Source organism: Streptomyces sp. NPDC026062 (assembly GCF_055568375.1).
This window is the reverse complement of record NZ_JBVHOQ010000003.1, coordinates 258,242-278,995: the sequence shown is the minus strand read 5'-3', so window position 1 is coordinate 278,995 and position 20,754 is coordinate 258,242. Positions and strand designations below refer to the sequence as shown.

At 70.3% G+C, this 20,754-nt stretch carries 18 protein-coding genes and 1 pseudogene; 9 read left to right on the top strand and 10 right to left on the bottom strand.

Going from position 1 to position 20,754, the window contains the following annotated elements; all coding sequences use genetic code 11:
• Positions 1–98 precede the first annotated feature (98 nt).
• On the top strand, positions 99–1,220 hold the full coding sequence (locus tag ACZ4LX_RS04420) for a lipid II:glycine glycyltransferase FemX (RefSeq protein WP_467635546.1): 1,122 nt from the start codon (positions 99–101) through the stop codon (positions 1,218–1,220).
• A 151-nt stretch (positions 1,221–1,371) separates the two neighbouring features.
• Positions 1,372–2,265, top strand: coding sequence for a 4-hydroxy-tetrahydrodipicolinate synthase (gene dapA, locus ACZ4LX_RS04415; RefSeq protein ID WP_467635543.1), 894 nt, complete (start codon positions 1,372–1,374; stop codon positions 2,263–2,265).
• 12 nt (positions 2,266–2,277) lie between these two features.
• On the opposite strand, the gene dapD is transcribed toward dapA, so the two are convergent.
• Positions 2,278–3,267 (bottom strand): 2,3,4,5-tetrahydropyridine-2,6-dicarboxylate N-succinyltransferase, encoded by a 990-nt coding sequence (dapD, locus tag ACZ4LX_RS04410; protein ID WP_467635539.1) that lies wholly within the window; start codon positions 3,265–3,267, stop codon positions 2,278–2,280.
• 66 nt (positions 3,268–3,333) lie between these two features.
• Here dapD and ACZ4LX_RS04405 point away from each other — a divergent pair.
• Both ACZ4LX_RS04405 and ACZ4LX_RS04400 read left to right on the top strand, forming a co-directional pair.
• A pseudogene (locus ACZ4LX_RS04405) lies at positions 3,334–3,582 on the top strand (redoxin domain-containing protein); the annotation flags it as partial.
• Between the two features lie 145 nt (positions 3,583–3,727).
• The gene (locus ACZ4LX_RS04400; protein WP_467635536.1) at positions 3,728–5,023 is read left to right on the top strand and encodes a lipase; all 1,296 of its coding nucleotides are present in this window, start codon (positions 3,728–3,730) and stop codon (positions 5,021–5,023) included.
• Between the two features lie 18 nt (positions 5,024–5,041).
• Here ACZ4LX_RS04400 and ACZ4LX_RS04395 read toward each other — a convergent pair whose 3' ends face one another.
• Together ACZ4LX_RS04395 and ACZ4LX_RS04390 are read right to left on the bottom strand one after the other, a co-directional pair.
• Positions 5,042–5,578 carry a TetR/AcrR family transcriptional regulator gene (locus tag ACZ4LX_RS04395; RefSeq protein ID WP_467635533.1) on the bottom strand — a complete coding sequence of 179 codons (537 nt, stop codon included), beginning with the start codon at positions 5,576–5,578 and terminating at the stop codon, positions 5,042–5,044.
• On the bottom strand, positions 5,578–5,898 hold the full coding sequence (locus tag ACZ4LX_RS04390) for a DMT family transporter (RefSeq protein WP_467635528.1): 321 nt from the start codon (positions 5,896–5,898) through the stop codon (positions 5,578–5,580). The genes ACZ4LX_RS04395 and ACZ4LX_RS04390 overlap by 1 nt, the downstream gene beginning before the upstream one ends.
• 119 nt (positions 5,899–6,017) lie before the next feature.
• Here ACZ4LX_RS04390 and ACZ4LX_RS04385 point away from each other — a divergent pair, with 119 nt between their 5' ends.
• Both ACZ4LX_RS04385 and ACZ4LX_RS04380 read left to right on the top strand, forming a co-directional pair.
• Positions 6,018–7,139 carry a DUF7847 domain-containing protein gene (locus ACZ4LX_RS04385; protein ID WP_467635522.1) on the top strand — a complete coding sequence of 374 codons (1,122 nt, stop codon included), beginning with the start codon at positions 6,018–6,020 and terminating at the stop codon, positions 7,137–7,139.
• A gap of 200 nt (positions 7,140–7,339) precedes the next feature.
• Positions 7,340–9,589, top strand: a complete 2,250-nt coding sequence (locus tag ACZ4LX_RS04380) for a serine/threonine-protein kinase (protein ID WP_467635519.1) — start codon at positions 7,340–7,342, stop codon at positions 9,587–9,589.
• A gap of 151 nt (positions 9,590–9,740) precedes the next feature.
• Here the strand turns inward: ACZ4LX_RS04380 and ACZ4LX_RS04375 are convergent, their stop codons facing one another.
• The 3 genes from ACZ4LX_RS04375 to ACZ4LX_RS04365 form a co-directional block, all read right to left on the bottom strand.
• On the bottom strand, positions 9,741–12,203 hold the full coding sequence (locus ACZ4LX_RS04375; RefSeq protein ID WP_467635515.1) for a hypothetical protein: 2,463 nt from the start codon (positions 12,201–12,203) through the stop codon (positions 9,741–9,743).
• Positions 12,204–12,375: 172 nt separating this feature from the next.
• Positions 12,376–13,101 carry a DUF6333 family protein gene (locus ACZ4LX_RS04370; protein WP_467635512.1) on the bottom strand — a complete coding sequence of 242 codons (726 nt, stop codon included), beginning with the start codon at positions 13,099–13,101 and terminating at the stop codon, positions 12,376–12,378.
• Between the two features lie 126 nt (positions 13,102–13,227).
• A complete protein-coding gene (locus ACZ4LX_RS04365) occupies positions 13,228–14,622 on the bottom strand; it encodes a hypothetical protein (RefSeq protein ID WP_467635507.1) in 1,395 nt (464 codons plus the stop codon).
• A gap of 421 nt (positions 14,623–15,043) precedes the next feature.
• Between ACZ4LX_RS04365 and ACZ4LX_RS04360 the strand changes: the two genes are divergently transcribed.
• From ACZ4LX_RS04360 to ACZ4LX_RS04350, 3 genes are all read left to right on the top strand, one after another.
• Positions 15,044–15,508: a hypothetical protein gene (locus tag ACZ4LX_RS04360; protein WP_467635503.1), complete on the top strand. Its 465-nt coding sequence runs from the start codon at positions 15,044–15,046 to the stop codon at positions 15,506–15,508.
• A gap of 9 nt (positions 15,509–15,517) precedes the next feature.
• The gene (locus ACZ4LX_RS04355; RefSeq protein WP_467635498.1) at positions 15,518–17,317 is read left to right on the top strand and encodes an alpha/beta hydrolase; all 1,800 of its coding nucleotides are present in this window, start codon (positions 15,518–15,520) and stop codon (positions 17,315–17,317) included.
• Between the two features lie 73 nt (positions 17,318–17,390).
• A complete protein-coding gene (locus ACZ4LX_RS04350; RefSeq protein ID WP_467635495.1) occupies positions 17,391–17,834 on the top strand; it encodes a hypothetical protein in 444 nt (147 codons plus the stop codon).
• A 76-nt stretch (positions 17,835–17,910) separates the two neighbouring features.
• Here ACZ4LX_RS04350 and ACZ4LX_RS04345 read toward each other — a convergent pair whose 3' ends face one another.
• The 4 genes from ACZ4LX_RS04345 to sufC are packed head-to-tail and all read right to left on the bottom strand — an operon-like array spanning position 17,911 to position 20,752.
• Positions 17,911–18,249: a metal-sulfur cluster assembly factor gene (locus ACZ4LX_RS04345; protein WP_014156915.1), complete on the bottom strand. Its 339-nt coding sequence runs from the start codon at positions 18,247–18,249 to the stop codon at positions 17,911–17,913.
• Entirely contained in the window at positions 18,246–18,701 is a 456-nt protein-coding gene (gene sufU / locus ACZ4LX_RS04340; protein ID WP_467635492.1) for a Fe-S cluster assembly sulfur transfer protein SufU, read from the bottom strand. Before sufU ends, ACZ4LX_RS04345 begins: the two co-directional genes overlap by 4 nt.
• A gap of 21 nt (positions 18,702–18,722) precedes the next feature.
• Positions 18,723–19,991, bottom strand: a complete 1,269-nt coding sequence (locus ACZ4LX_RS04335; protein ID WP_467635489.1) for a cysteine desulfurase — start codon at positions 19,989–19,991, stop codon at positions 18,723–18,725.
• A complete protein-coding gene (sufC, locus tag ACZ4LX_RS04330; RefSeq protein WP_350988839.1) occupies positions 19,988–20,752 on the bottom strand; it encodes a Fe-S cluster assembly ATPase SufC in 765 nt (254 codons plus the stop codon). The genes ACZ4LX_RS04335 and sufC overlap by 4 nt, the downstream gene beginning before the upstream one ends.
• Positions 20,753–20,754 lie beyond the last annotated feature (2 nt).

The window sequence follows — 20,754 nt, the reverse complement described above, 5'->3', positions numbered from 1 at the left end:
GGCGTCCGGACCGTGCGCCCGGAAGACCGGCCCGTACGGACAGTCCCCCGTGCTGTCCCGCCCTAGGCTGCCGAACCGGACAACGAATGGAGTACCGCATGACGCTGCGGGTCGAGGAGATCACGCGCGAACAGCATCTGGCGTTCGTCGCCGGCCGGGACGCCGCCAGCCATATGCAGGTCCCCTCGTGGGGCGGGGTGAAGCCCGACTGGCGCGCGGAGAGCATCGGCTGGTTCGGGGACGACGGGCGGATCGCCGGTGCCGGGCTGGTGCTGTACCGGCCGGTGCCCCGGCTGAAGCGGTATCTGGCCTATCTGCCGGAGGGCCCGGTCATCCCGTGGCACGAGGGCGAGCTGCGCCCCTGGCTGGATCCACTGGTGGCCCATGCCAAGGCGCGGGGCGCGTTCACCGTGCGGATGGGCCCGCCCGTGGTCGCACGCCGCTGGGAGGCTACGACGGTCAAGGACGCCATCGCGGACCCGGCCGCGGCCCGGCTGCGCGATGTCGAGGCGGATGTGACGGAGCCCCGGGCCGCGGAGGTCGTGGAGCAGCTGCGCCGGCTGGGCTGGCAGCAGGGCGCGGACGGCGACGCGGACGGCTTCAGCGCGGGGCAGCCCCGGTACGTGTTCCAGGTGCCGTTCGCCGGACGGTCGCTGGAGGAGATCCGGGGCGGGCTGAACCAGCAGTGGCGGCGCAACATCAAGAAGGCGGAGAAGGCGGGTGTGAAGGTCGTCGAGGGCGGCCCGGACGACCTTCCGGTCTTCTACGAGCTGTACCGCGAGACCGCCGAACGGGACCGTTTCATCCCCCGGCCGCTCGCGTACTTCGCGCGCATGTGGACCGCGCTGCGGGCCGAGGACCCGGACCGGATGCGGCTCTATCTCGCCCACCACGACGGGGAGGTGCTCTCCGCGGCGACGATGCTGACCGTCGGTACCCATGTCTGGTACTCGTACGGCGCGTCGACGAGCCGGCGGCGCGAGGTGCAGCCCAACAACGCGATCCAGTGGCGGATGATGAGCGACGCGCACGAGCGGGGCGCCGCCGTCTACGACCTGCGCGGCATCACCGACACCCTCGACGAGGGCAACCATCTGCTGGGCCTGCTGCGGTTCAAGGCGGGCACCGGGGGGCGGGCCGCCGAGTACATCGGCGAGTGGGACTACCCGGTGGGCAAGCTGCTGCACAAGGCGTTCGGCCTGTACATGGCGCGGCGCTGAGCAGTCCGGACGGCGCGCGCGGGGTGGTCGCCGCTCGCCCCTGCGCCGCCCGGGTCCGGACTGCCACCCACCCAATAGTTGAGCACTGCTTCACCTTCACCCGAAGAAGAACTAAGTGGACCTTCACGGTCAGGCGGCCGACACTTCAGGAATGACGCCGCCCGCACCCTCGCGCCCCCGCCCCTTCGGCCGTGCCCTCTGCGCCATGGTCACCCCGTTCACCGCCTCCGGCGCCCTCGATCCGGACGCCGCCGCCGCACACGCCGCGACGCTGGTGGCCGGCGGCTGCGACGGTCTGGTGCTCAGCGGCACCACCGGTGAGTCCCCGACCACCTCCGACGCCGAGAAGGCCGCCCTGGTGCGCGTGGTGCGGGAGGCGGTGGGCCCGGACGTGCCACTGGTCGCGGGCGTCGGAACGGCCGACACGCGGCACACCGCGGAGCTGGGCAGACAGGCGGAACAGGCGGGCGCCGACGGGCTGCTGGTCGTCACCCCGTACTACAGCCGGCCCCCGCAGGCCGCCGTCGAGGCGCACTTTCTTCGGGTCGCCGAGTCGACCGGGCTCCCGCTGATGCTGTACGACATCCCCGGCCGCACCGGCACCCGCATCGAGCCGGAGACGGTGCTGCGGCTGGCCGAGCATCCGCGCATCGTGGCGGTGAAGGACTGTTCGTACGACCTGCTGGGGGCGACGAAGGTGATCGCCGCCACCGCGCTCGCGTACTACTCGGGCTCCGAGGAGCTCAATCTGCCGCTGTACGCGGTGGGCGGTGCGGGTTACGTCAGCACGGTGGCCAATGTGGTGCCGCGTCCGCTGCGCGCCGTGCTGGACGCCTTCGACGCCGGGGACACGGCCGGGGCGGCCCGGCTGAACGGGCTGCTGGCCCCGCTCACGGAGCTGATGATGGCTTCCGGACTGCCGGGCACGGTGACGGTGAAGGCCCTGCTGGACGCGGGCCCGGTCCGCGAGCCGCTGCAGCCCGCCGGACGCGAGGCGTCCGACGGGCTGCGTCAGGCGTATGCGGAACTGCTCGCCGCCAGCTGAGGCGGCAGCCGCTCAGTCGTTGCTGTGCAGGACGTCGTTGAGGCCGTCCCAGACCGCGTTGTTCGGGCGGGCCTCGACGGCGCCGCTCACCGAGTTGCGGCGGAAGAGGATGTGCGAAGCTCCGGAGAGCTCACGTGCCTTGACGACCTGTCCGTCCGGCATGGTGACGCGGGTACCGGCGGTGACGTACAGACCGGCCTCGACGACGCACTCGTCGCCGAGCGCGATCCCGACGCCGGCCTCGGCACCGACCAGGCAGCGCTCGCCGATCACGATGCGCTCCTTGCCGCCGCCGGAGAGCGTGCCCATGGTGGAGGCGCCGCCGCCGATGTCGGAGCCGTCACCGACGACGACACCGGCGGAGATCCGGCCCTCGACCATGGAGATGCCGAGGGTGCCGGCGTTGAAGTTGACGAAGCCCTCGTGCATGACGGTGGTGCCGGAGGCGAGGTGCGCGCCGAGCCGCACCCGGTCGGCGTCGGCGATGCGGACGCCCTTCGGCGCGACGTAGTCGGTCATACGCGGGAACTTGTCGACCGAGGTGACCTGGAGGTGCAGCCCCTCCGCGCGGGCGTTGAGCCGCACCCGCTCCAGGTCGTCGACGGCGACCGGGCCGAGCGAGGTCCAGGCCACGTTGGTGAGCAGGCCGAAGAGTCCGTCGAGGTTCTGCCCGTGCGGCCGGACGAGACGGTGCGAGAGCAGGTGCAGGCGCAGATAGGCGTCGTGCGCGTCGAGCGGCTTGTCGTCGAGCGAGGCGATGACCGTGCGTACGGCGACGACCTCGACCCCGCGGCGCGCGTCCACGCCGATGGCCTTGGCGGCGCCCTCGCCCAGGAGGTTGACCGCGCTGTCGGGGGTGAGCCGCTCGGTTCCGGCCGGTCCGGGCTCGGCGGTGAGCTCGGGGGCGGGGAACCAGGTGTCGAGGACGGAACCGTCGCCGGCGATGGTGGCGAGGCCGGCGGCGACGGCGCCGGTGGTGCGGGTGGAAGTCGTGTCGGTCATGACCAGAAACCTAACCGGCCGGGGGCCGCCCGGGCCAACCGGTCTCATCGTCCGGGCGTCGCACGGACGGCGGCGGCCGGGGCCACGGTGCACGGCGTCTCCACCCGACGCCCGGACGAGCAGCCGGCGCTCGCCGAGGCGGAGCGGCCGCGCTTCCCGCTGCTGTCGGACGTGGATCGGGAACCCGCCGCAGCCCTGCGGCTGCCCACCTTCCGGGTGGCGGGGGTCAGCAGGCTGAAGCGGCTGACGCCGGTGGTGGACCGGGACCGGACGGTCCGCGAGGTGCTGTACCCGATCACGGACATCGAGGACAGCGCCGGCCGCGGTCCGGGGTGCGGACAGCCCCTGATCCGTCCGGGGGCCAGCCCCCGGACGGTGCCGGGGGCCCGCGCCAATGCGCGGGAGCACCCTGCCGCGAAAGGGTCAAGTGGCCCTGTCCGCACCGGAGTCGGAGAATTCCATGACCGCACTCGTCCCACCGCACCCTTCACGCGCCCCGCGCTCCCGCGCGATCGCGCGGGCCGTCGCGGCGGCCGCCTGCTGCGGCCTGCTGCTGAACGGCACGGCCGCCCTGGCCGCCCCCGCCCCGCCGCCGCGCACCGCCGTGACCGAGGGGCCGCCGGCCCGGGGCGCCCTGGTCTCCGCCGAGAGGCTGTACACGCTCGGTACCCCGCAGGCCGTGGCCGCCGACCTGGCCACCGCCGGATTCACCGCCGACACCGCCCGGTACGGCGTCACCGCCTACCGGCTGGTCTACCGGACCGTCGACGCACACGGCCTGCCCACCACGGCGAGCGGGCTGGTCGCCGTGCCCCTGCGCGGCACGGCCCGGCTGCACACCGTCTCCTTCGCCCACGGCACCGGCAGCCACAAGGACGACGCGCCGTCCGCCCGGCGTGCCGCGTTCGTGTCCGCGCCGGTGATCGCGCACGCCTCGGCCGGAGCCTTCGCGGTCGCGCCCGACTATCTCGGCCTCGGCAAGGGGCCGGGCCCGCATCCCTGGATGGACATCGGCTCCGAGACCACGGCGTCCCTGGACCTGCTGCGGGCCGCCCGCGCCTTCGCGCCCCGTACCGGGCACGTGCTGGCGCGCGAGGTCCTGGCCACCGGCTTCTCGCAGGGCGCTTCGGCGGCCCTGGGGCTGGGCCGGGCCCTGCAGGCGGGCCAGGACCGCTGGTTCCGGCTCGGCGCGCTGGCGCCGGTCAGCGGGGCGTACGACTTCGGCGGCACGGAACTGCGCGCGCTCGTCGCGGGTGAGCTGGACGCCAAGTCGAGCGTGATCTACGCCGCGTACACACTCGTCGCCTTCAACCGCCTCCACGACATCTACGACGACCCCGCCGAGGTGTTCCGGGAGGCGTACGCCGGCACCGTCGCGTCCCTCTTCGACGGCGCGCACACGGGCCAGGACCTGATGCGCGGCACCCCGGGGACGCTGGACGAACTGCTGACCGAGCACGGCCTCGCACTGCTGACGCATCCGGCCGGCGCCCTGGCCGAGGCCCTGCGGACCACCGACGCGGTCTGCACCGACTGGACGCCGCGCGCCCCCGTCCGCCTCTACATGGCGTCCGGCGACGAGCAGGCGACGACCGGGAACACCGAGCACTGCCGTGCGGCCCTGGCCGGGAAAGGGGTGCACGCCCCGGTCACCGATCTGGGCGCGGCCGACCACCAGGGCTCGCGCCACCTCGGGTCCAACGTGGCGGCCACCCCGCCGATCGTGCGCTGGTTCGCCGAACTGTCCCGGCACTGACCGGCCCCTGTCCGGCCGTCAGCCGGTGATCCGGCCCAGCATCTCCCGCGCGTACGCCTCGTCGTACTCGCCGCCGGTGAGCAGCACCTGGAGGCAGACCCCGTCCATCAGCGCGACCAGCGCCCGGGCCGTGGCCGGACCGGTGCGAGGGGCCAGGAGCGCGGCGGTGGCGTCGGTCCACTCGGCGGCGACCGGGCGCAGAGCGGGCCGGCGCAGGGCGGCGAGGTAGAGCTCGTACTCCAGCTCGGCCCGGCCCCGGCCTGCGGCGAAGAACTCCCCGAGCAACCGGGCGAGTTCGGCGGCGAGGTCGGCGTCCGGGTCGGCGAGGCCGCGGCTCTCGCGCATGAGGGCGGCGAAGTTCTCGTTCGACCTGCGCAACGCGGCGATCAGCAGTTCGTCCAGCGAGGCGAAGTGGTACGTGGTCGAGCCGAGCGGGACATCGGCCTCGGCCGCGACGGAGCGGTGGCTGAGCCCGGCGATCCCCTTGGCGGCGACGACCCCGATCGCCGCGTCGATGATCCGCTCACGCCGCTCGGGGTCGTAGCGGCGTGCCATCAGTGCGCGCCGCCCAGATTGAGGACCACCACACCGGCGATGACCAGGGCGATGCCCGCGGCCTTGACCAAGCTGCCGGACTCCCCCATGAACAGGATGCCTATGACGGCGACGGCGGCGGTGCCGATTCCGGCCCAGATCGCGTACGCCGTGCCCATCGACATCGTCTTGAGGGTCTGGGCGAGCAGCGAGAAGGCGAGCAGGTATCCGGCGACGGTGATGAGCGAGGGCCACAGCCTGGTGAACCCCTCGCTGTACTTCATGGCGGTCGTCCCGGCCACCTCCGCCGCGATGGCCGCCGCCAACAGTCCGTATCCCATGTGTACAAGTGTACGCAACGCTGTCGCGGGAGGTGCCCGGGGTCAGGAGGGCTCCGGGGGCGCTACCGTGGTCCGTTCAGTACATGCCAGTTCATGAATGACTGACCGACGGAGCAGCGGTGACGCAGGACGCGGGGTGGGGCAACGGCGCCTACGGGGGTACGCCGTACGGGAGACCCGGAGGGCCGCCGCACGGGTGGGGCGGCTGGGGCGGCGGCTGGATGCCGCCGAAGCCCGGGGTGATACCTCTGGGCCCGCTGCGGACCGGGGATGTGATGGGCGGCGCGTTCGCCACCGTGGGCCGTTACGGCAAGCAGTTGTTCGGTGTTGGGGCTGCCGCGTACGGCGGGGCGCTGGCCGTGGTGGCGACGGCCGCCGCGATCGCGTACTCCGCCGTGGCGGGCCATCTGGACCGGATGCTGTCGCTCGGCGCCGACGAGGACCCCAGCCCGGAGGACTGGGTGCCGATGGCCATCGCCTTCGGCTCGGTCGCGCTGGTGGGGCTGATCACCGTCGCGATCTCCACGGCCATGATGTACACGGCCGTGCCCGCGGTCCTCCAGGAGGCGGTCCTGGGCCGCCCCGCGACGTTCTCCGCCGTCTGGCGGCGGGCCTGGGCGCGGATGCCCGCCGTGATCGGAACCGTCCTGCTGACGTGGCTGATCGCGTTGGTCCCGCTGCTGCTCGCCTGGGCCGGCTTCCTGGCCTTCGTGATCGCCCTGCTCAGCATGGACGGTGGGAGCGGGCCGGCCGTCGCCCTCGTGATCGGCGCCCTGGGCACCCTGACGACGGCCCCGCTGGCGATCTGGCTCTGGGTGAAGTTCAGCCTGGCGCCCTCGGCCGTCGTCTTCGAGAACCAGGGCCCGATCGCCGCGATGCGCCGTTCGTCCCAGCTGGTGCGCGGGGACTGGTGGCGGATCTTCGGGATCACCCTGATGGCGGGCGCCCTCGCCGGGATCGCGAGCTATCTGATCCAGATACCGTTCACGTTCCTCGGCATGTTCTCCGGGGTGCTCGGCTCGGTGAGCCTGGGCAACGACCCGAATCCCGCCTCGGTGATCGTCGCGATGAGCGGCTATGTGCTGTCGCTCCTCCTCGGCCAGCTGGTCGGCCAGCTGGTCGTGGCCACGTTCCCGCCGCTGGTGGCCGGGCTGTTGTACGTCGACCGCCGGATCCGCACCGAGAATCTGGGCCCGGTCCTCGCCGAGGCGGCCGCGGAGCCGCCGCAGTACGCGGCCTGACGCGGCATCCGCGGGGCAGGAGCCAAAGGCCGGCCCGGCTCACACCCCGGCCGAGGGGGGAGTCCTCGGCGGCACGGACCGGGCGCCCGGTTCCGTCACCCGCTTTGCTCTGCGGCACCGGCCTGCGGATAGTTTGTGCGCAGCACAGGTACGCGGGCCCGTGGTGGCACAGACGCACGGGAGACGGGAGGTCGGAAAGAGTGTCGCTGCGCGGAGGTGATCCAGCCGAGATCGGCGGTTATCCGCTGGAGGCTCGGCTCGGCTCGGGTGGCATGGGCACGGTCTTTCTGGCCCGTACGAGCTCGGGAAGACCCATCGCGATCAAACTGATCCATCAGCAGTTCGCGGGGGACGACGAGTTCCGCATCCGCTTCCGGCAGGAAGTGGCGGCGGCGAGGCGGGTGAGCGGCGCGTTCACCGCGGCCGTGGTCGACGCCGCCCCCGAGGCCGAGCAGCCGTGGATGGCCACCACCTATATCGAGGGGCAGACGCTCGCCCAGCACATCACCACCAAGGGCCCGCTGAACGGGGCGGAGCTGCGCAGGCTCGCCATCGGGCTGGCGGAGGCACTGCGGGACATCCACCGGGCGGGGGTCGTCCACCGTGACCTGAAGCCCTCGAACGTCGTGCTCTCGCCCGAAGGCCCGCGCGTCATCGACTTCGGCATCTCGCGCGCGGCGGACCAGCAGACGCTGACGATGACAGGGCGGGTCATCGGTACGCCGCCCTTCATGTCGCCGGAACAGCTCCAGGCACCGCGTGGCGTGGGACCTCGCTCCGACGTCTTCTCGCTGGGGACGCTGCTGGTGTACACGGCGACGGGCCACGGGCCCTTCGACGCGGACAGCCCGTACATGACGGCGTATCAGGTGGTGCACGAGGAACCGTCGCTGGGTGCCGTGCCGACGGCGCTGCGCGCGGTCGTCGAGTCGTGCCTGGTCAAGGAGCCCGAGAGCCGCCCCTCGGCGGACGAACTCCTCGTGCTGCTGCGGGACCTGCCGGCCGACCTCGGCAAAACCGGCGCGGACGTGGCGGGCACGGCCGGCCCCGGCCGCACCCGCGACATGAGTACCCAGCACCACCTCCTGACGCCGGCCACCCCGCAGCCGGTGGCACGGGCCACCGGTCCGGCCGGATCCGCAACGGGGGGCGCCGGCCTCCCGATCGCCCGCCGTCTGCGCCGCCGGTGGCGTCCGGTGCTCGCGGCCGCGGTCGCCGTGGCGGCGATCGGCGGAGGGGTGGCCGCGCTGCGGACCGGCGGCCCCGAGGGAAACGGCGACGACGAGGGCACCACCATCGCGGCGCCGGGCGCGCCGCTTCCGGACGGCTTCGCGGCGTGGCACAGGACGGTGCCGGGCGGCCAGGCGGACATCCCGGACGAGCTGCGCTGCGTCACGCACGGCACGACGGTGTTCTGCGGGGGCGGCGGTGTGGTCGCGACCCGGGTCAGCGCGCTGGACGGTTCGCGGGTGTGGACGGTGAAGAGCCCTGGTGTCCCCGTCCAGGGCATGCATCTGGTGGGCGCCACCGACGACACGGTGCTCGGTTACCGCTTCGCCGACCAGGACGCCCCGCAGGGCCCTCCCAGCGAGGTGGTGGCGCTCGACGCGGACACCGGCCGGGAGCTGTGGTCCGTACCGTCGGGAGCCCAGTCGACGGCCGTCACCGGCCGCACTCAGGACGCCGTCGTGGTCGGCTCCGCCGTGGTGACGGTCGACGCCTCCAACTCCCGCTTCGAGGCCCGGGACGCCCACAGCGGCAAGGTCACCTGGACGACGCCGTTTCCCTCGGGCAGCCAGTGCGCTCCCGTGCTCGCCGGTCGGAAGCTCTACGCGATGTGTGCGACACAGGCGGAAATGGACGCCTCCGAGGTACGCCACCCCACCCTCTCCACGATCGACCGCGCCTCGGGGACATGGGGCAGCCCCATCGCCGTCAACGGCCCCGCCGTGCCGATGGGTGCCGCCGACGGCAGGCTCGTACTCCTTCAGGAGCACCAGGAGGGGACGGCGTCGACCGGCTACGACGGGGTGGTGCGGGTCGACCCGGCCTCGCGAAAGGTCACCTATTCCCGGCTGGCCAGGACGTACACAGGGACGCCCGGCCTGGTGAACGGCACGGTCTACGTGAGCGGGCAGACCGGTCTCGTCACGGCGCTCGATCCCGCGACCGGCCGGAAGAAGTGGGCGCGGCAGACGTCCGTGGAGGGCGCGTCAGGTCCGGTGGCGGGCAGCGGAGCGCTGTACTTCAGCTCGGCCACCGGCCGGGTCGTCGCGCTGTCGCCGCACGACGGCACCTCCCTGTGGTCGACGGATCCGCAGGCCGAGGGTCTGACCGGCGAGGTGGGCGCGAGCCCGCGCGTGACCGTCGTGGGGCGTGCGGTGGTCGTGGCCGCGGCCGGGAACACCCTCTTCGCCTTCGATACGCGGCAGCCGCCGAAGTCGGGCTGACCCCGGCGGCACCGGATACCGAAGGGCTCCCCCGCCGCGCGGACACCTCCGCGGGCACGGACGGCTGTCCCGGCCGGTGAGGGGCCTCACCCCCTGGCTTTCCGGGGGTGAGGCCCCTCATGTGCCGCGCGTGTGCGTCACCGCCGAGGGGTCAGCCGGTGGCGCCCTGACGCCTGCGGCGCATCCACCACATCAGCGCCGCCCCCGCGGCGACGACCGCCGCGGCGATACCGGAGATCATCCCGATCGGGAGGTCGGAGCCGGTGTCGGCGAGACCGCCGTCCGGGTCCGGCCTGTTCGCCGGCGGCCGGGTGTTCCCGCCCGCACCGCTCGGGTCGGGGGCAGGGGACGACGCATCGTCACCGGGTCCGCCGGACCCGGTACCGGGCTTCGTCGGAGTGGGGGTGGGAGTCGGAGTGGGCTTGGGGTCCTCGCCCTCGCCCGCCGTCACCTTGCCGCCGCCCAGGAAGAGGGTGTCGGTGTCCCGGTACGAGACGTCGTCGGACGTGAAGGACGTCTTGGTGGTGGTGTCCAGAGTGCGGTGTTCGGCATTGAACCGGGTGCGGGAGATGTTCTGTTTGGGCTGCTTGGAGAAGTCCACGCCGCCGACACCCTGGTTGTACACCTTGCCGCCGTACTCCAGCTCGAACCACTCGATCCCCTTCTTGATCGAGTCCATGTACCGCTTGTGGACGCTTTCGCGGGTCCAGTTCTCGTTGGGCGCGCGCAGCGGCCACGCGGAGACGTCGTTCGAGTCGATGATCTTGTGGAAGTCGGTCGGCGTCTTCGCGTCCTGCTGGCGGATGTACTCGGCCGCGACGCGCGCGGTGTAGACGGCGCGCAGATCGGCGTAGTCGGGGTCGGTGTTGACCCGTTCCTCCACCACCGGCATCACGTTCGTGCGGATGCTCGCCTCGATGGCGTGCTTCTGGGTGTCGGTGAGGCCCTTGCACTCGGTGGATCCGGGTGCCTGCCACTCGACGTCCAGCCACTGGGTGGACACCTTCAGGGGTGCGTCCAGGATGTAGATCCCGCCGTCCTGCTCACGCACCTGCGCGGGCTTGGGCTCGATCCACATGCGCACGCCGGGGAAGCAGGGCATGCCGTTCTGGCGGGGAGCGGTGTCCCAGTACCGCCTGGCGCCGGCGTGCTTGTCGGGGTTGAGCGCTTCGGAGAAGTCGTGCTTCATCTCCAGGTCGGATTCGAGCAGGACCCGGCCCGCGTCGGTCCTGCCGAACGTGGCCTCCATGACCCGGTCGGGCTCGTCCGGGTTGAGGTTGACCCAGAACTTCTCCGGGGTCAGGGCGAGCCAGGTGAACAGGGCGTCCGAGGAGAGCTGCATGCGCGCCTCGCCACCGAAGCCGGGGTTCTCGTCGGGGTCGGGCATCTGGTCGGCGCGCATGGAGTACTGCATGCCCTTGCCCTTGCCCAGTCCGCCGACGTAGCGCAGCTCCAGGGTGGTGAAGTCGACGCCACCCGGGCCTCCGCGCGGGAGCGTGCCCCGGGTGTCGAGCCGGCGTGCGTCGGCCTGGATCCGCCGGGCCTCGTTCAGGGTCTTCCCGGAACCGTTGATGCGGTCGTTCAGCGAACCGCGGGTTCCGCACGTGGAGGCGGCGGCGAGCCGCACCCTGCCCTGCCCGCCCTGGCAGCCCGGGGCGAACCACCTCTGGTAGTCGGAGTAGCCCTTGATGGGCTTGGTCCTCGGGACGGGGTTGTAGATCCGCTGGTTGCCGCGGACCTGGTTGGTCCGGCCCGGCCGAAGCCGGTTCACGTACCGGTTGAAGTTGTCGATCTTCTTGCGCTGGGTCGCGTTGAACGCCTTCGCACCGGTGAAACGGAACTTGTGGTCCGGCATGAGCCGGGCCACCTTCCGGTCCTTCGCGAGCTGCTTGTTCGTCAGCTCCGAGTTCGACTTGAACTCGTTGAACTCCTTGGAGCGCTGGTTGTACGCGTCATACCTGCGGGTATCGACGACGTTGCCCTGGGCGTCGATGAGCTCGACGGTCACCTCGCACAGCCAGTCGGGCCCGACCAGGCGGAAGTCGCGGACAAGCTGACGCTCGAACGACGATCCCTTGTGGTTGTTGACCTGGTTGCGGATGTACCGGTGCTCGAACCAGTGCTCGAAGCTCAGGTTCTCGTTGTTGTTGAAGAACCGGGCGTAGATCTCGAACCTGCGGTCCTCCGGGTCACCGGACTTGTCCGCGGCCTTCTGCCACGCCTTGTAGTTCTTCTCCGTGTCGCCCGGGACCTTGGACAGGGCCTTGGTCCTGTCGGCGGCCGTCGGCGCCTTCACCCCGTCGTACGCCTTGCCGGGCAGGTCGTAGTTGAAGTTCTTCGGCTTTCCCTGCCAGGCGGAGAAGTTCGATCCCGTGGGGTCGTTGGGGAACCCGGAGTTCGTCGGTGTGCTCGCTTCGGTGCGTCCCAGGTTCTTCTTGTCGCAGCGCTGGGCGCCGGGCTTGATCCTGGCCGAGACGGCGCGTGGCGCCGCGGTGGCGGTGTCGGTCTCGATGCCGGGCAGACCGGTCACGGTGACCGCCGAGGCGATCCCCAGTGCTGCCAGGACACGGCCGGCCACGCGCCACCGCTCGGGTATACGCAGTGTTCTGTTCAAGAGTGACCATCCCTCATGTGGGGCCTTGAGGGGAAAGGGGGCGGCGCGTGAGGCCCCCGTGACGTGTACGCGCCGCCCATTCACCCTAGACCGGTCCCGTCATCGCCCAAGAGCCGTTCCGGGGCGCGTCACCGATCCATCCAAGGTGCACACAAAGGGAATTGACGTGTGTTCAGCTGGTGAAGTACAGACTCTCCATATGGCTGGTCGCGTGTTCGCTGTGCCGCACCCTCAGCGAGGAGGCGTCCAGATCCGACCTTCCCCACGGGTCCGCGTCCCCGAGGCACGCCGTGGCGAGAGCGCCCCAGTCGTTCTGATTCGGGTCGTCGTCCAGGTCGACGTATACCTCCAGGTCTTCGAGATCATCCGCCGTGATCCCGAGGGCCGACATCACCGCCCGCGGATCGCCGGTCAGGACGAACGGTTCGTCACCGGGCCAGCCGCAGGCGTGGAACATGGTGCCGTCCGGCAGCCACACAAGGTCCTCGGTGTGCTCGGCGCCGAAGTGCACCTCCACCCTGCCCACGATCCGCGCATCGGGGAAGCGCTCACGCAGCCGGGTGGCCCCCGCGAGCAGTGGCATGTCGTTGCCGTCGTCGGCGAACGCCGGATCGGAGATCGACATGACATGTCCCCACACCCCCACTTGGACGATGTCCAGATCGGCCCGCGTGGCGACCGTGACCGGGTCGCTGCGCCTGCGGGGGCCGAGGTCTTCGATCACCTCGTCGACCGTCTCCAGGGAACGCGCGAACTCCGCCGCCCGGTCTGCGGCGTTGGGCGGGAGTGCTCCGGCCGGCCCCATGAACGGCGGTTGGAGCACGGTCAGTTCGTATCGGTTGCCGCTCCCCCTGGTTTCACGGTCGGCCGGCAAGGTCCAGAAGTCGGTGTCAGACATGCCCGCCACCGTAACGGGTCCCCGCGGCCGCTCCCGTGATGGCCGGGCGGACCGGCCGTACCCGCCGGTCCGCCCGGCAGGCACGGCCGCTCGCGGTCGGCGAGTCTCCCAACCCGCCTGTCCGGATCAGCCGTTGAGGGCGAACCAGGTGGCGCGGGACTTCTTCCACTCGTCGTGGTCGAGGTCCTTGGCCTCCGTGCCGTCCCCGTACAGATCGGCCGAGCCGGCGTCGGTGATCAGCTGCGCCCGCGCACCGGAGGCGTTCGGATCCGGCACGTCCACGACGGCCTCCCAGCCGCCCGCGTCGGCGGTCGGCAGGTCGAGCCGCTTGACCGGCGCGTGTCCCGCGACGCCGTCCCAGGAGTAGAGGGCGTACGGGTCGGAGTTGTCGTCCGCGGCCCAGGATCCGGCCACGATCAGATACTGGTCGGCGGAGTTCTTCCGGATGTCACGGATGCTGAGTCCGCCGAGGTCCAGCTCGACCGGCGTACCGATCACCGCCTTCGCTCCGGAACCCGCCGCCTTGTCGAAGTTGGTGACGGGCACGATCAGCGCCTTGCCGCCGGACTTCGGCGGGGCGAGCGGCGCCCGGAACCCGAGGTAGGCGGTGGTCGTCGAGCCGGGCGCGAACTCCAGCCCCTCGATGTTGAACCCGTCGATCTGCTTGGGCGCCTCACCGTCCGCGGTGCCCGCGGCGAAGCCGTAGCGGTTGCCGTTGCCCTTGTCCCAGGCGACCAGGTCGTCCCGCAGCTTCTTGTACGAGCCGCCGACGGTCAGCTGGGTCGCGGCGCCGGAGCCGCTCACCTTCGTCGTGAAGACGGTGTTGCGGTCGGCCTTGTACGCGCCGTCCTTGTTGTTGCCCAGCGAGCCCGTCCAGTAGATGGTGTTCCCGGCTCGGGCCGCACCCTCGATGTCGATCTCCTTGGAGACGCCGAGCTTCGAGGCCACGTCCCAGGTGCGCACGGGCCCGCCGGAGGAGGAGCGGTCGTAGAGGCGCAGGGTGTTGGACTCGTCGTCGGCGACCACCGCATAGCCGTCCCCGACGTCGACGGCGGCCGAGGCGTCGGAGGAACCGGTGAGATAGCGGGTGTCGGAGGCGTTCTGCACGGCGGCGGAGGCCGCGTAGTGCAGCGACTTGGTGGCGGTCTTGCCGCCGAGGCCGGTGACCTTGATGGTGAGGTCGGTGTAGCCCTGGGCGTGCGCGGCGACGCGGAGCTGCCGGGTGGCGCCGGTGCCCGTCACCGTGACGTCCCCGGTACCGGCGACGGACGCCTTGGAGCTGGCGGATGCGGCGACGCCGAGCGCACCGGCGTCGGCACCGCTCTGCGCGACGGTGACCGTCACCACGGGGTCGGCGGTGGCCCCGACCGCACCGGAGAGATACCCGGCGGAGAGGGTGATCGTCGGGGTTCCGTAGCTCGCGGCGTGCGCGGGCACACCGAGACCCAGGGCGGCCAGCGCCAGAGCGCCTCCTGCGGCAGCGACGGCCCGGCGGTGAGGGAGGACAAGCTGATGCAGCACGGTGTGCCTCTCGTCGGCGTGATGTCGAGCAGTAGGTTCCGATTCTTGCGCCACCGGCGGGCGGACGGCGGAGATACGGCGTGGGTACGGCGGACGAACAACGGCCAACGGCAACCGGCTCCGACGGCCTCCTCGGCCGACGCGGTTCACACGGTTCTGAGCGCCTGCGCGCTCTCCTTCCCGTCCCGCCTGCACACATAGGGAAGCTGTTCCACAGGAAGCGCCCCCACACTTCGGGAAAATCCTCAAGGATCACGCCATGAACGGCGGACGGGGCGCCGGCCCGAATGGCGCAAACCAGCACACGTGTTTGGACACGTCCGTCGATCCGTGAATGATGACGCGCGTGGGGCCCACGGGTATCCCGGAATCGGGACCGTACCAACGGGGTGAGGGGCCACGGCGACACGGGGAGAACGCGGTGACGACACGGGAAGAGTGGGAGCAGCTCAAGGCCGGCGCGGCAACATCGTCGACGCACATGCAGTTGAACCACTATCAGGCCAATGACTTCGGGGGCGGGACACCGGGGGCCAGTGCGTCGGCGGACCTGAAGTCCGACAAGAGGGCCTGGGTCCAGGCGGGCGATGGCACCAAGGGCCTCGCTGTGCCGATCGGTTCCGCGCTGACAAAGCTGGCGGACGGGCAGGAGGGGCTGGGGGACACAGCCGGCTGCCGGAGCGCGGCGGCACAGCGGGAGCTGTACACCTCTTGGAGCACGTACGTGGGGAACGTGCGCAAGCGCTGCACGTCCCTGGGCGGGCTTCTCGCATCTTCAGGACATGACCTGTCGAAGACCGATGAGTCGCTGAAATCCGAGCTGGACGCGCTCAGGAGCACGTACAAGGACACCCCGGCCATCGGCGGCCAGTCGAAGGGGGAGTGATCCGGGCGCATGGATCTTGCGACGCTGAAAGCGCTCAAGCCTTCGGAGTTCGAGAACGCCGCTGACGCGTACCGGGCGACGGACGACATGGCCGGCGCGGCCAAGGACACCGTCGACAACCGGATCGCCGCGGGGATACGTAACCGGCTCGCGGGCGCGACGGCGAATGCCGCCCTCCGGGAGTTGGCCGAGCTGTCGAAGAACTTCTCGTACATCCAGACCGAGTGCGGGCTGGTCAGCACCGCGCTGAACGGTTTCGCGTTCGAAATGGCTTTGGCCAAACGGAAGCTGGACGCGGCAATCGAGGACGCACAGGCGGACCACTGCACCGTGCACGCGGACGGTTCGGTCGGCTTCCCGGCAGGCAGAAAGCCGGGCGAGGAGAAGGACGCCCCGGGCGGCACCGTGACCGGCAGCGCCGGGGGCAGCCCGACGTCCGACGCCCTGGAACGCCAGGCGGCGAACATCCACCCGAACCCGCACTACGGCGCGGCCATCTCCTATGCCGACCGGATAGCGGACGCCTTACGGGAAGCCACCGAAGCGGACGAGAAGTGGGCACCGAAGCTCCGCGCCCTGGGAGCCGACGACGATCTCGTGGTCTCGGACCGGGACCGGGTGGACGTGACGTCCGACCGGGGCGGGGTACTCAAGGCCGCCGACCCCTACCTGGACACCATCAAGGCCCCGCCGAAGGAGGCCACTCCCGAGGAGAGCGCGGAGTGGTGGAAGAACCTGACCCCGGAGCAGCGGGCCGACTACCTGGCCGTCCACCCGAACGCCATCGGGTCGATGAACGGGCTCCCGTCCGACATCCGCGACGACGCGAACAGAATGGTCCTGGACGAGACGAGGGCGAGATACCAGCTGGATCTGGACGCCATTCCGAAGGAGCCGGCCAAGTACGTCCCCAATACCAGTGGCAACTACCCCGCTGTCGTCGTCAGCCGGCAGTGGCAGCAGTGGCACGACAAGTACGCGGACAGGAAGAGCAGGATCGAGGGGGTGCTGAAGGGAGCGGAGGCCATCCAGGACCGCTTCGACCGTACGGGGCAGAACGGACTTCCCGAGGCGTATCTGCTCGGCTTCGATCCCACCGGCCTCGGTGACGGAAAGGTCATCCTCGCCAACGGGAATCCGGACACGGCCGATCACGTGGGCGTCTGGGTCCCTGGCACCAAAGCGAGTCTGGAATCCGTCCGTGGGGACCTCGGTCGTGCCGAAGGACTCTGGAGCGCAAGTCATCGCCTTGTCCCCGGCCAGCACGTCTCCACCATCATGTGGCTCGACTACAACGCGCCGGACAACATCCTTCCACAGGCGATACGCGGGGAGTACGCGGAAGAGGGCGGCCCGCGACTCCACGACTTCCTGGAGGGAAACAGAGTCACGCAGCAGGCCGACGACGGCACGCGCGCGCACACGACCGTCCTCGGGCACAGCTACGGCAGCACGGTCGTCGGTGTATCGGCGCAGTCGGGAAGCTGGAGCGACCCTCAGGCCGCCGACGACTACGTCTTCGCGGGCAGTCCCGGTGTCCAGGCCGATCACGCGGTGGACCTTGGTGTGAGAGGTGACCACGTATGGGCCATGGGCGCCGACTCCTGGGACGACCAGCTGGTGCGGGAGGGGGGCCGGGCGGCGGGACTCGGCGACAACCGAGTCATTCCCACCGACGAATCCTTCGGCGGGAAGATCATGGAAAGTGACGCCGGCGGACACACCGGATTTTATAACGAGGGCTCTCTCAGTCTGCGCAATCAGGCAGCCGTGATCGCCGGCACATACGACAAGGTGAAACTTGAATAGGCGACTTTCCGCTCTGGTCTTCAGTATCGCGATATGCGCGTTGGCCGTGGCGTGCTCAGGAAAGGAGGCGGAAGTGGAGACACGGGACAGGGATGCCGCGAAGGCAGATGTCGAGCAGGTTTCCAGCCGGATTCTGGAGATGATCGACATCAAGGGGACAGCCACGGAGCCGGGGGCGATGACGATGCCCTGCTCGGATGACGACCACCAGGAAGAGCCCTACTACGCATATCACCCCTGGAGCCTCTACAAGACACCCTTCGCCGAGCTGCAGAAAGGCATGAACCGCCTGCGGACCGAACTCCCGAAGGACGGCTGGACGATCACGAAGGATGGCAGAGACGGCACTATCGGCAACAGTCCGCAAATCGTCGCGGAGTCCGAGGGGCGTGACGTCATGGTCGATGTGAGACTACACAAAGAGGTCAAAGCCGAAAACTCCCCGGCGATGCTGGAGGTCACCGTCCAATCGCGTTGCTACCGGTCACCGGCCACCCCGACGGCATCGGAGCGATAGCCCGTCGGCAGCGTCGCCGTCACGCGGAACGGCCCCCGGCTTACGCCGGGGGCCGTTCACACACGCACGAAGGTGCTCAGACGTTGAAGCCCAGCGCGCGCAGCTGCTCACGCCCGTCGTCCGTGATCTTGTCCGGGCCCCACGGCGGCATCCAGACCCAGTTGATCCGGAGCTCGTTGACGATGCCGTCGGTGGCGGACTTCGCCTGGTCCTCGATGACGTCGGTCAGCGGGCAGGCCGCGGACGTCAGGGTCATGTCGAGGGTCGCGATGTTGGCGTCGTCGATGTGGATGCCGTAGATCAGGCCCAGATTGACGACGTCGATGCCCAGCTCGGGGTCGACGACGTCGTACAGCGCCTCGCGGACCTCCTCCTCGGAGGCCGGCTTGGTGGTCAGAGTCTCGTTCTCGCTCATGCCGTCTTCCCTTCGGACAGCGCCTTCGCCGTCGCGTCCTTCCACGCCATCCAGCTCAGCAGCGCGCACTTCACCCGGGCCGGGTACTTGGAGACGCCGGCGAACGCGACCGCGTCCTCCAGCACCTCCTCCATCGCGTCGTCCGGCTCCAGCTGTCCCTTGGACTGCATCAGCTCCAGGAAGGCCTCCTGGATCCTCTGGGCCTCGCCCAGCTCCTTGCCGACCAGCAGCTCGTTCAGCACGGAGGCACTGGCCTGGCTGATGGAGCAGCCCTGGCCCTCGTAGCTCACATCTGCGATGGTCTCGCCGTCGTACCGCACCCGCAACGTGATCTCGTCGCCGCACGTCGGATTGACGTGGTGCACCTCGGCGTCGCCGTCCCGCAGGCCGCGCCCGTGGGGGTGCTTGTAGTGGTCCAGGATCACTTCCTGGTACATGGAATCAAGCTTCACCAGTCAACCCTCAGCCGCTGTCTAACCGAAAAAGTTCCGGACGTGGTTCAGACCGTCCACCAGGGCGTCGACCTCGGCGGGCGTGGAGTACAGATAGAACGACGCTCGCGTCGTCGCAGGAATTCCGTACCGCAGGCAGACAGGCCGTGCGCAGTGGTGTCCGACCCGGACCGCGATGCCTTCCTCGTCGAGCACCTGACCCACGTCGTGGGGGTGGATGTCGCCGAGCGTGAAGGAGATCGTGGCGCCTCGGTCCTCCGCGGTGGCCGGACCGATGATCCTGAGGTCCGGGACCTCCAGCAGACGCTTCACCGCGTACGCGGTGATGGCCTGCTCGTGACGGTGGATGTTCTCCATGCCGATGGCCGAGAGGTAGTCCACGGCCGCGCCGAGGCCGACGGCCTGCGCGATCGGGGGCGTACCGGCCTCGAACTTGTGCGGCGCCGGGGCGTAGGTGGACGAGTGCATCGACACGGTCTCGATCATCTCGCCGCCGCCGAGGAAGGGCGGCAGGTCCTCCAGGAGCTCCTGCCGTCCCCAGAGCACGCCGATGCCGGTCGGACCGACCATCTTGTGGCCGGTGAAGGCCACGAAGTCGGCCTGCAGCGCCTGCACGTCGAGCACCATGTGCGGGGCCGCCTGCGAGGCGTCGATGCAGACCAGCGCGCCGACTTCCTGCGCGCGCCGGACGATCTGCTCGACCGGGTTGATCGTGCCCATGATGTTCGAGACCAGCGTGAAGGAGACGATCTTCGTCTTCTCGGTGATGATCTCGTTGATGTTGGACAGGTCGAGCCGGCCGTCGTCGGTGATGCCGAACCACTTCAGCTTCGCACCGGTGCGCTGCGAGAGCAGCTGCCACGGCACGATGTTGGAGTGGTGCTCCATCTCCGTGGTGACGATCTCGGTCTCGTGGTCGACCCGATAGGGCTCGTCGGCCCAGCCGAGCATGTTGGCCACGAGGTTGAGCGACTCCGAGGCGTTCTTGGTGAAGATCACCTCGTTGCGGCTGGGCGCGTTGATGAACGCGGCGACCTTGTCACGGGCGCCCTCGTACAGCGCCGTGGCCTCCTCCGCGATCGTGTACACGCCGCGATGCACATTGGCGTTGTGCCGCTCGTAGTACTCGGCGAGGGCATCGAGCACCTGGCGCGGCTTCTGCGAGGTCGCCGCGCTGTCCAGGTACACGATCTTCTTGCCGTCGTGGACCGTGCGGTCCAGGATCGGGAAGTCCTTGCGGATCGCCTCGGTGTCGAGGAGGCCGGAGAGCCCCTGTCGGGCATCAGTCACGCGGAAGCGCCACCCTTCGTGTAGGCCTCGTAGCCCTCGTCCTCCAGCTTGTCGGCGAGCTCGGCGCCACCGGACTCGGCGATCCGGCCGTTGGCGAAGACGTGCACGAAGTCGGGCTTGATGTAGCGGAGGATCCGCGTGTAGTGCGTGATCAGCAGGGTGCCGACCTCGCCGGACTCACGGACCCGGTTGACGCCCTCGGAGACGGTCTTCAGCGCGTCGACGTCCAGGCCGGAGTCGGTCTCGTCGAGGATCGCGATCTTCGGCTTGAGAAGCTCCAGCTGAAGGATCTCGTGGCGCTTCTTCTCACCGCCGGAGAAGCCCTCGTTGACGTTGCGCTCGGCGAACGCCGGGTCCATCTGGAGACCGGCCATCGTCTCCTTGACCTCCTTCACCCAGGTACGCAGCTTGGGCGCCTCGCCGCGGACGGCGGTGGCGGAGGTACGCAGGAAGTTGGAGACCGAGACACCGGGGATCTCGACCGGGTACTGCATGGCGAGGAACAGGCCGGCGCGGGCGCGCTCGTCGACGGTCATGTCCAGGACGTTCTCGCCGTCCAGGGTCACCGTGCCGCCGGTGACCGTGTACTTGGGGTGACCCGCCAGCGAGTAAGCGAGGGTGGACTTGCCGGACCCGTTGGGGCCCATGATGGCGTGGGTCTCGCCCTGCTTCACGGTCAGGTCGACGCCCTTGAGGATCTCCTTCGTGGCGTTGTCGGCCTCGACGGTGACGTGCAGGTCGCGGATTTCAAGCGTTGCCATGG

Coding starts and splice junctions, on each gene's coding strand:
- ACZ4LX_RS04420 (WP_467635546.1), top strand. CDS start 99: ATGACGCTGCGGGTCGAGGAGATCACGCGCGAACAGCATCTGGCGTTC.
- dapA (WP_467635543.1), top strand. CDS start 1,372: ATGACGCCGCCCGCACCCTCGCGCCCCCGCCCCTTCGGCCGTGCCCTC.
- dapD (WP_467635539.1), bottom strand. CDS start 3,267: ATGACCGACACGACTTCCACCCGCACCACCGGCGCCGTCGCCGCCGGC.
- ACZ4LX_RS04400 (WP_467635536.1), top strand. CDS start 3,728: ATGACCGCACTCGTCCCACCGCACCCTTCACGCGCCCCGCGCTCCCGC.
- ACZ4LX_RS04395 (WP_467635533.1), bottom strand. CDS start 5,578: ATGGCACGCCGCTACGACCCCGAGCGGCGTGAGCGGATCATCGACGCG.
- ACZ4LX_RS04390 (WP_467635528.1), bottom strand. CDS start 5,898: ATGGGATACGGACTGTTGGCGGCGGCCATCGCGGCGGAGGTGGCCGGG.
- ACZ4LX_RS04370 (WP_467635512.1), bottom strand. CDS start 13,101: ATGTCTGACACCGACTTCTGGACCTTGCCGGCCGACCGTGAAACCAGG.
- ACZ4LX_RS04355 (WP_467635498.1), top strand. CDS start 15,518: ATGGATCTTGCGACGCTGAAAGCGCTCAAGCCTTCGGAGTTCGAGAAC.
- ACZ4LX_RS04345 (WP_014156915.1), bottom strand. CDS start 18,249: ATGAGCGAGAACGAGACTCTGACCACCAAGCCGGCCTCCGAGGAGGAG.
- sufC (WP_350988839.1), bottom strand. CDS start 20,752: ATGGCAACGCTTGAAATCCGCGACCTGCACGTCACCGTCGAGGCCGAC.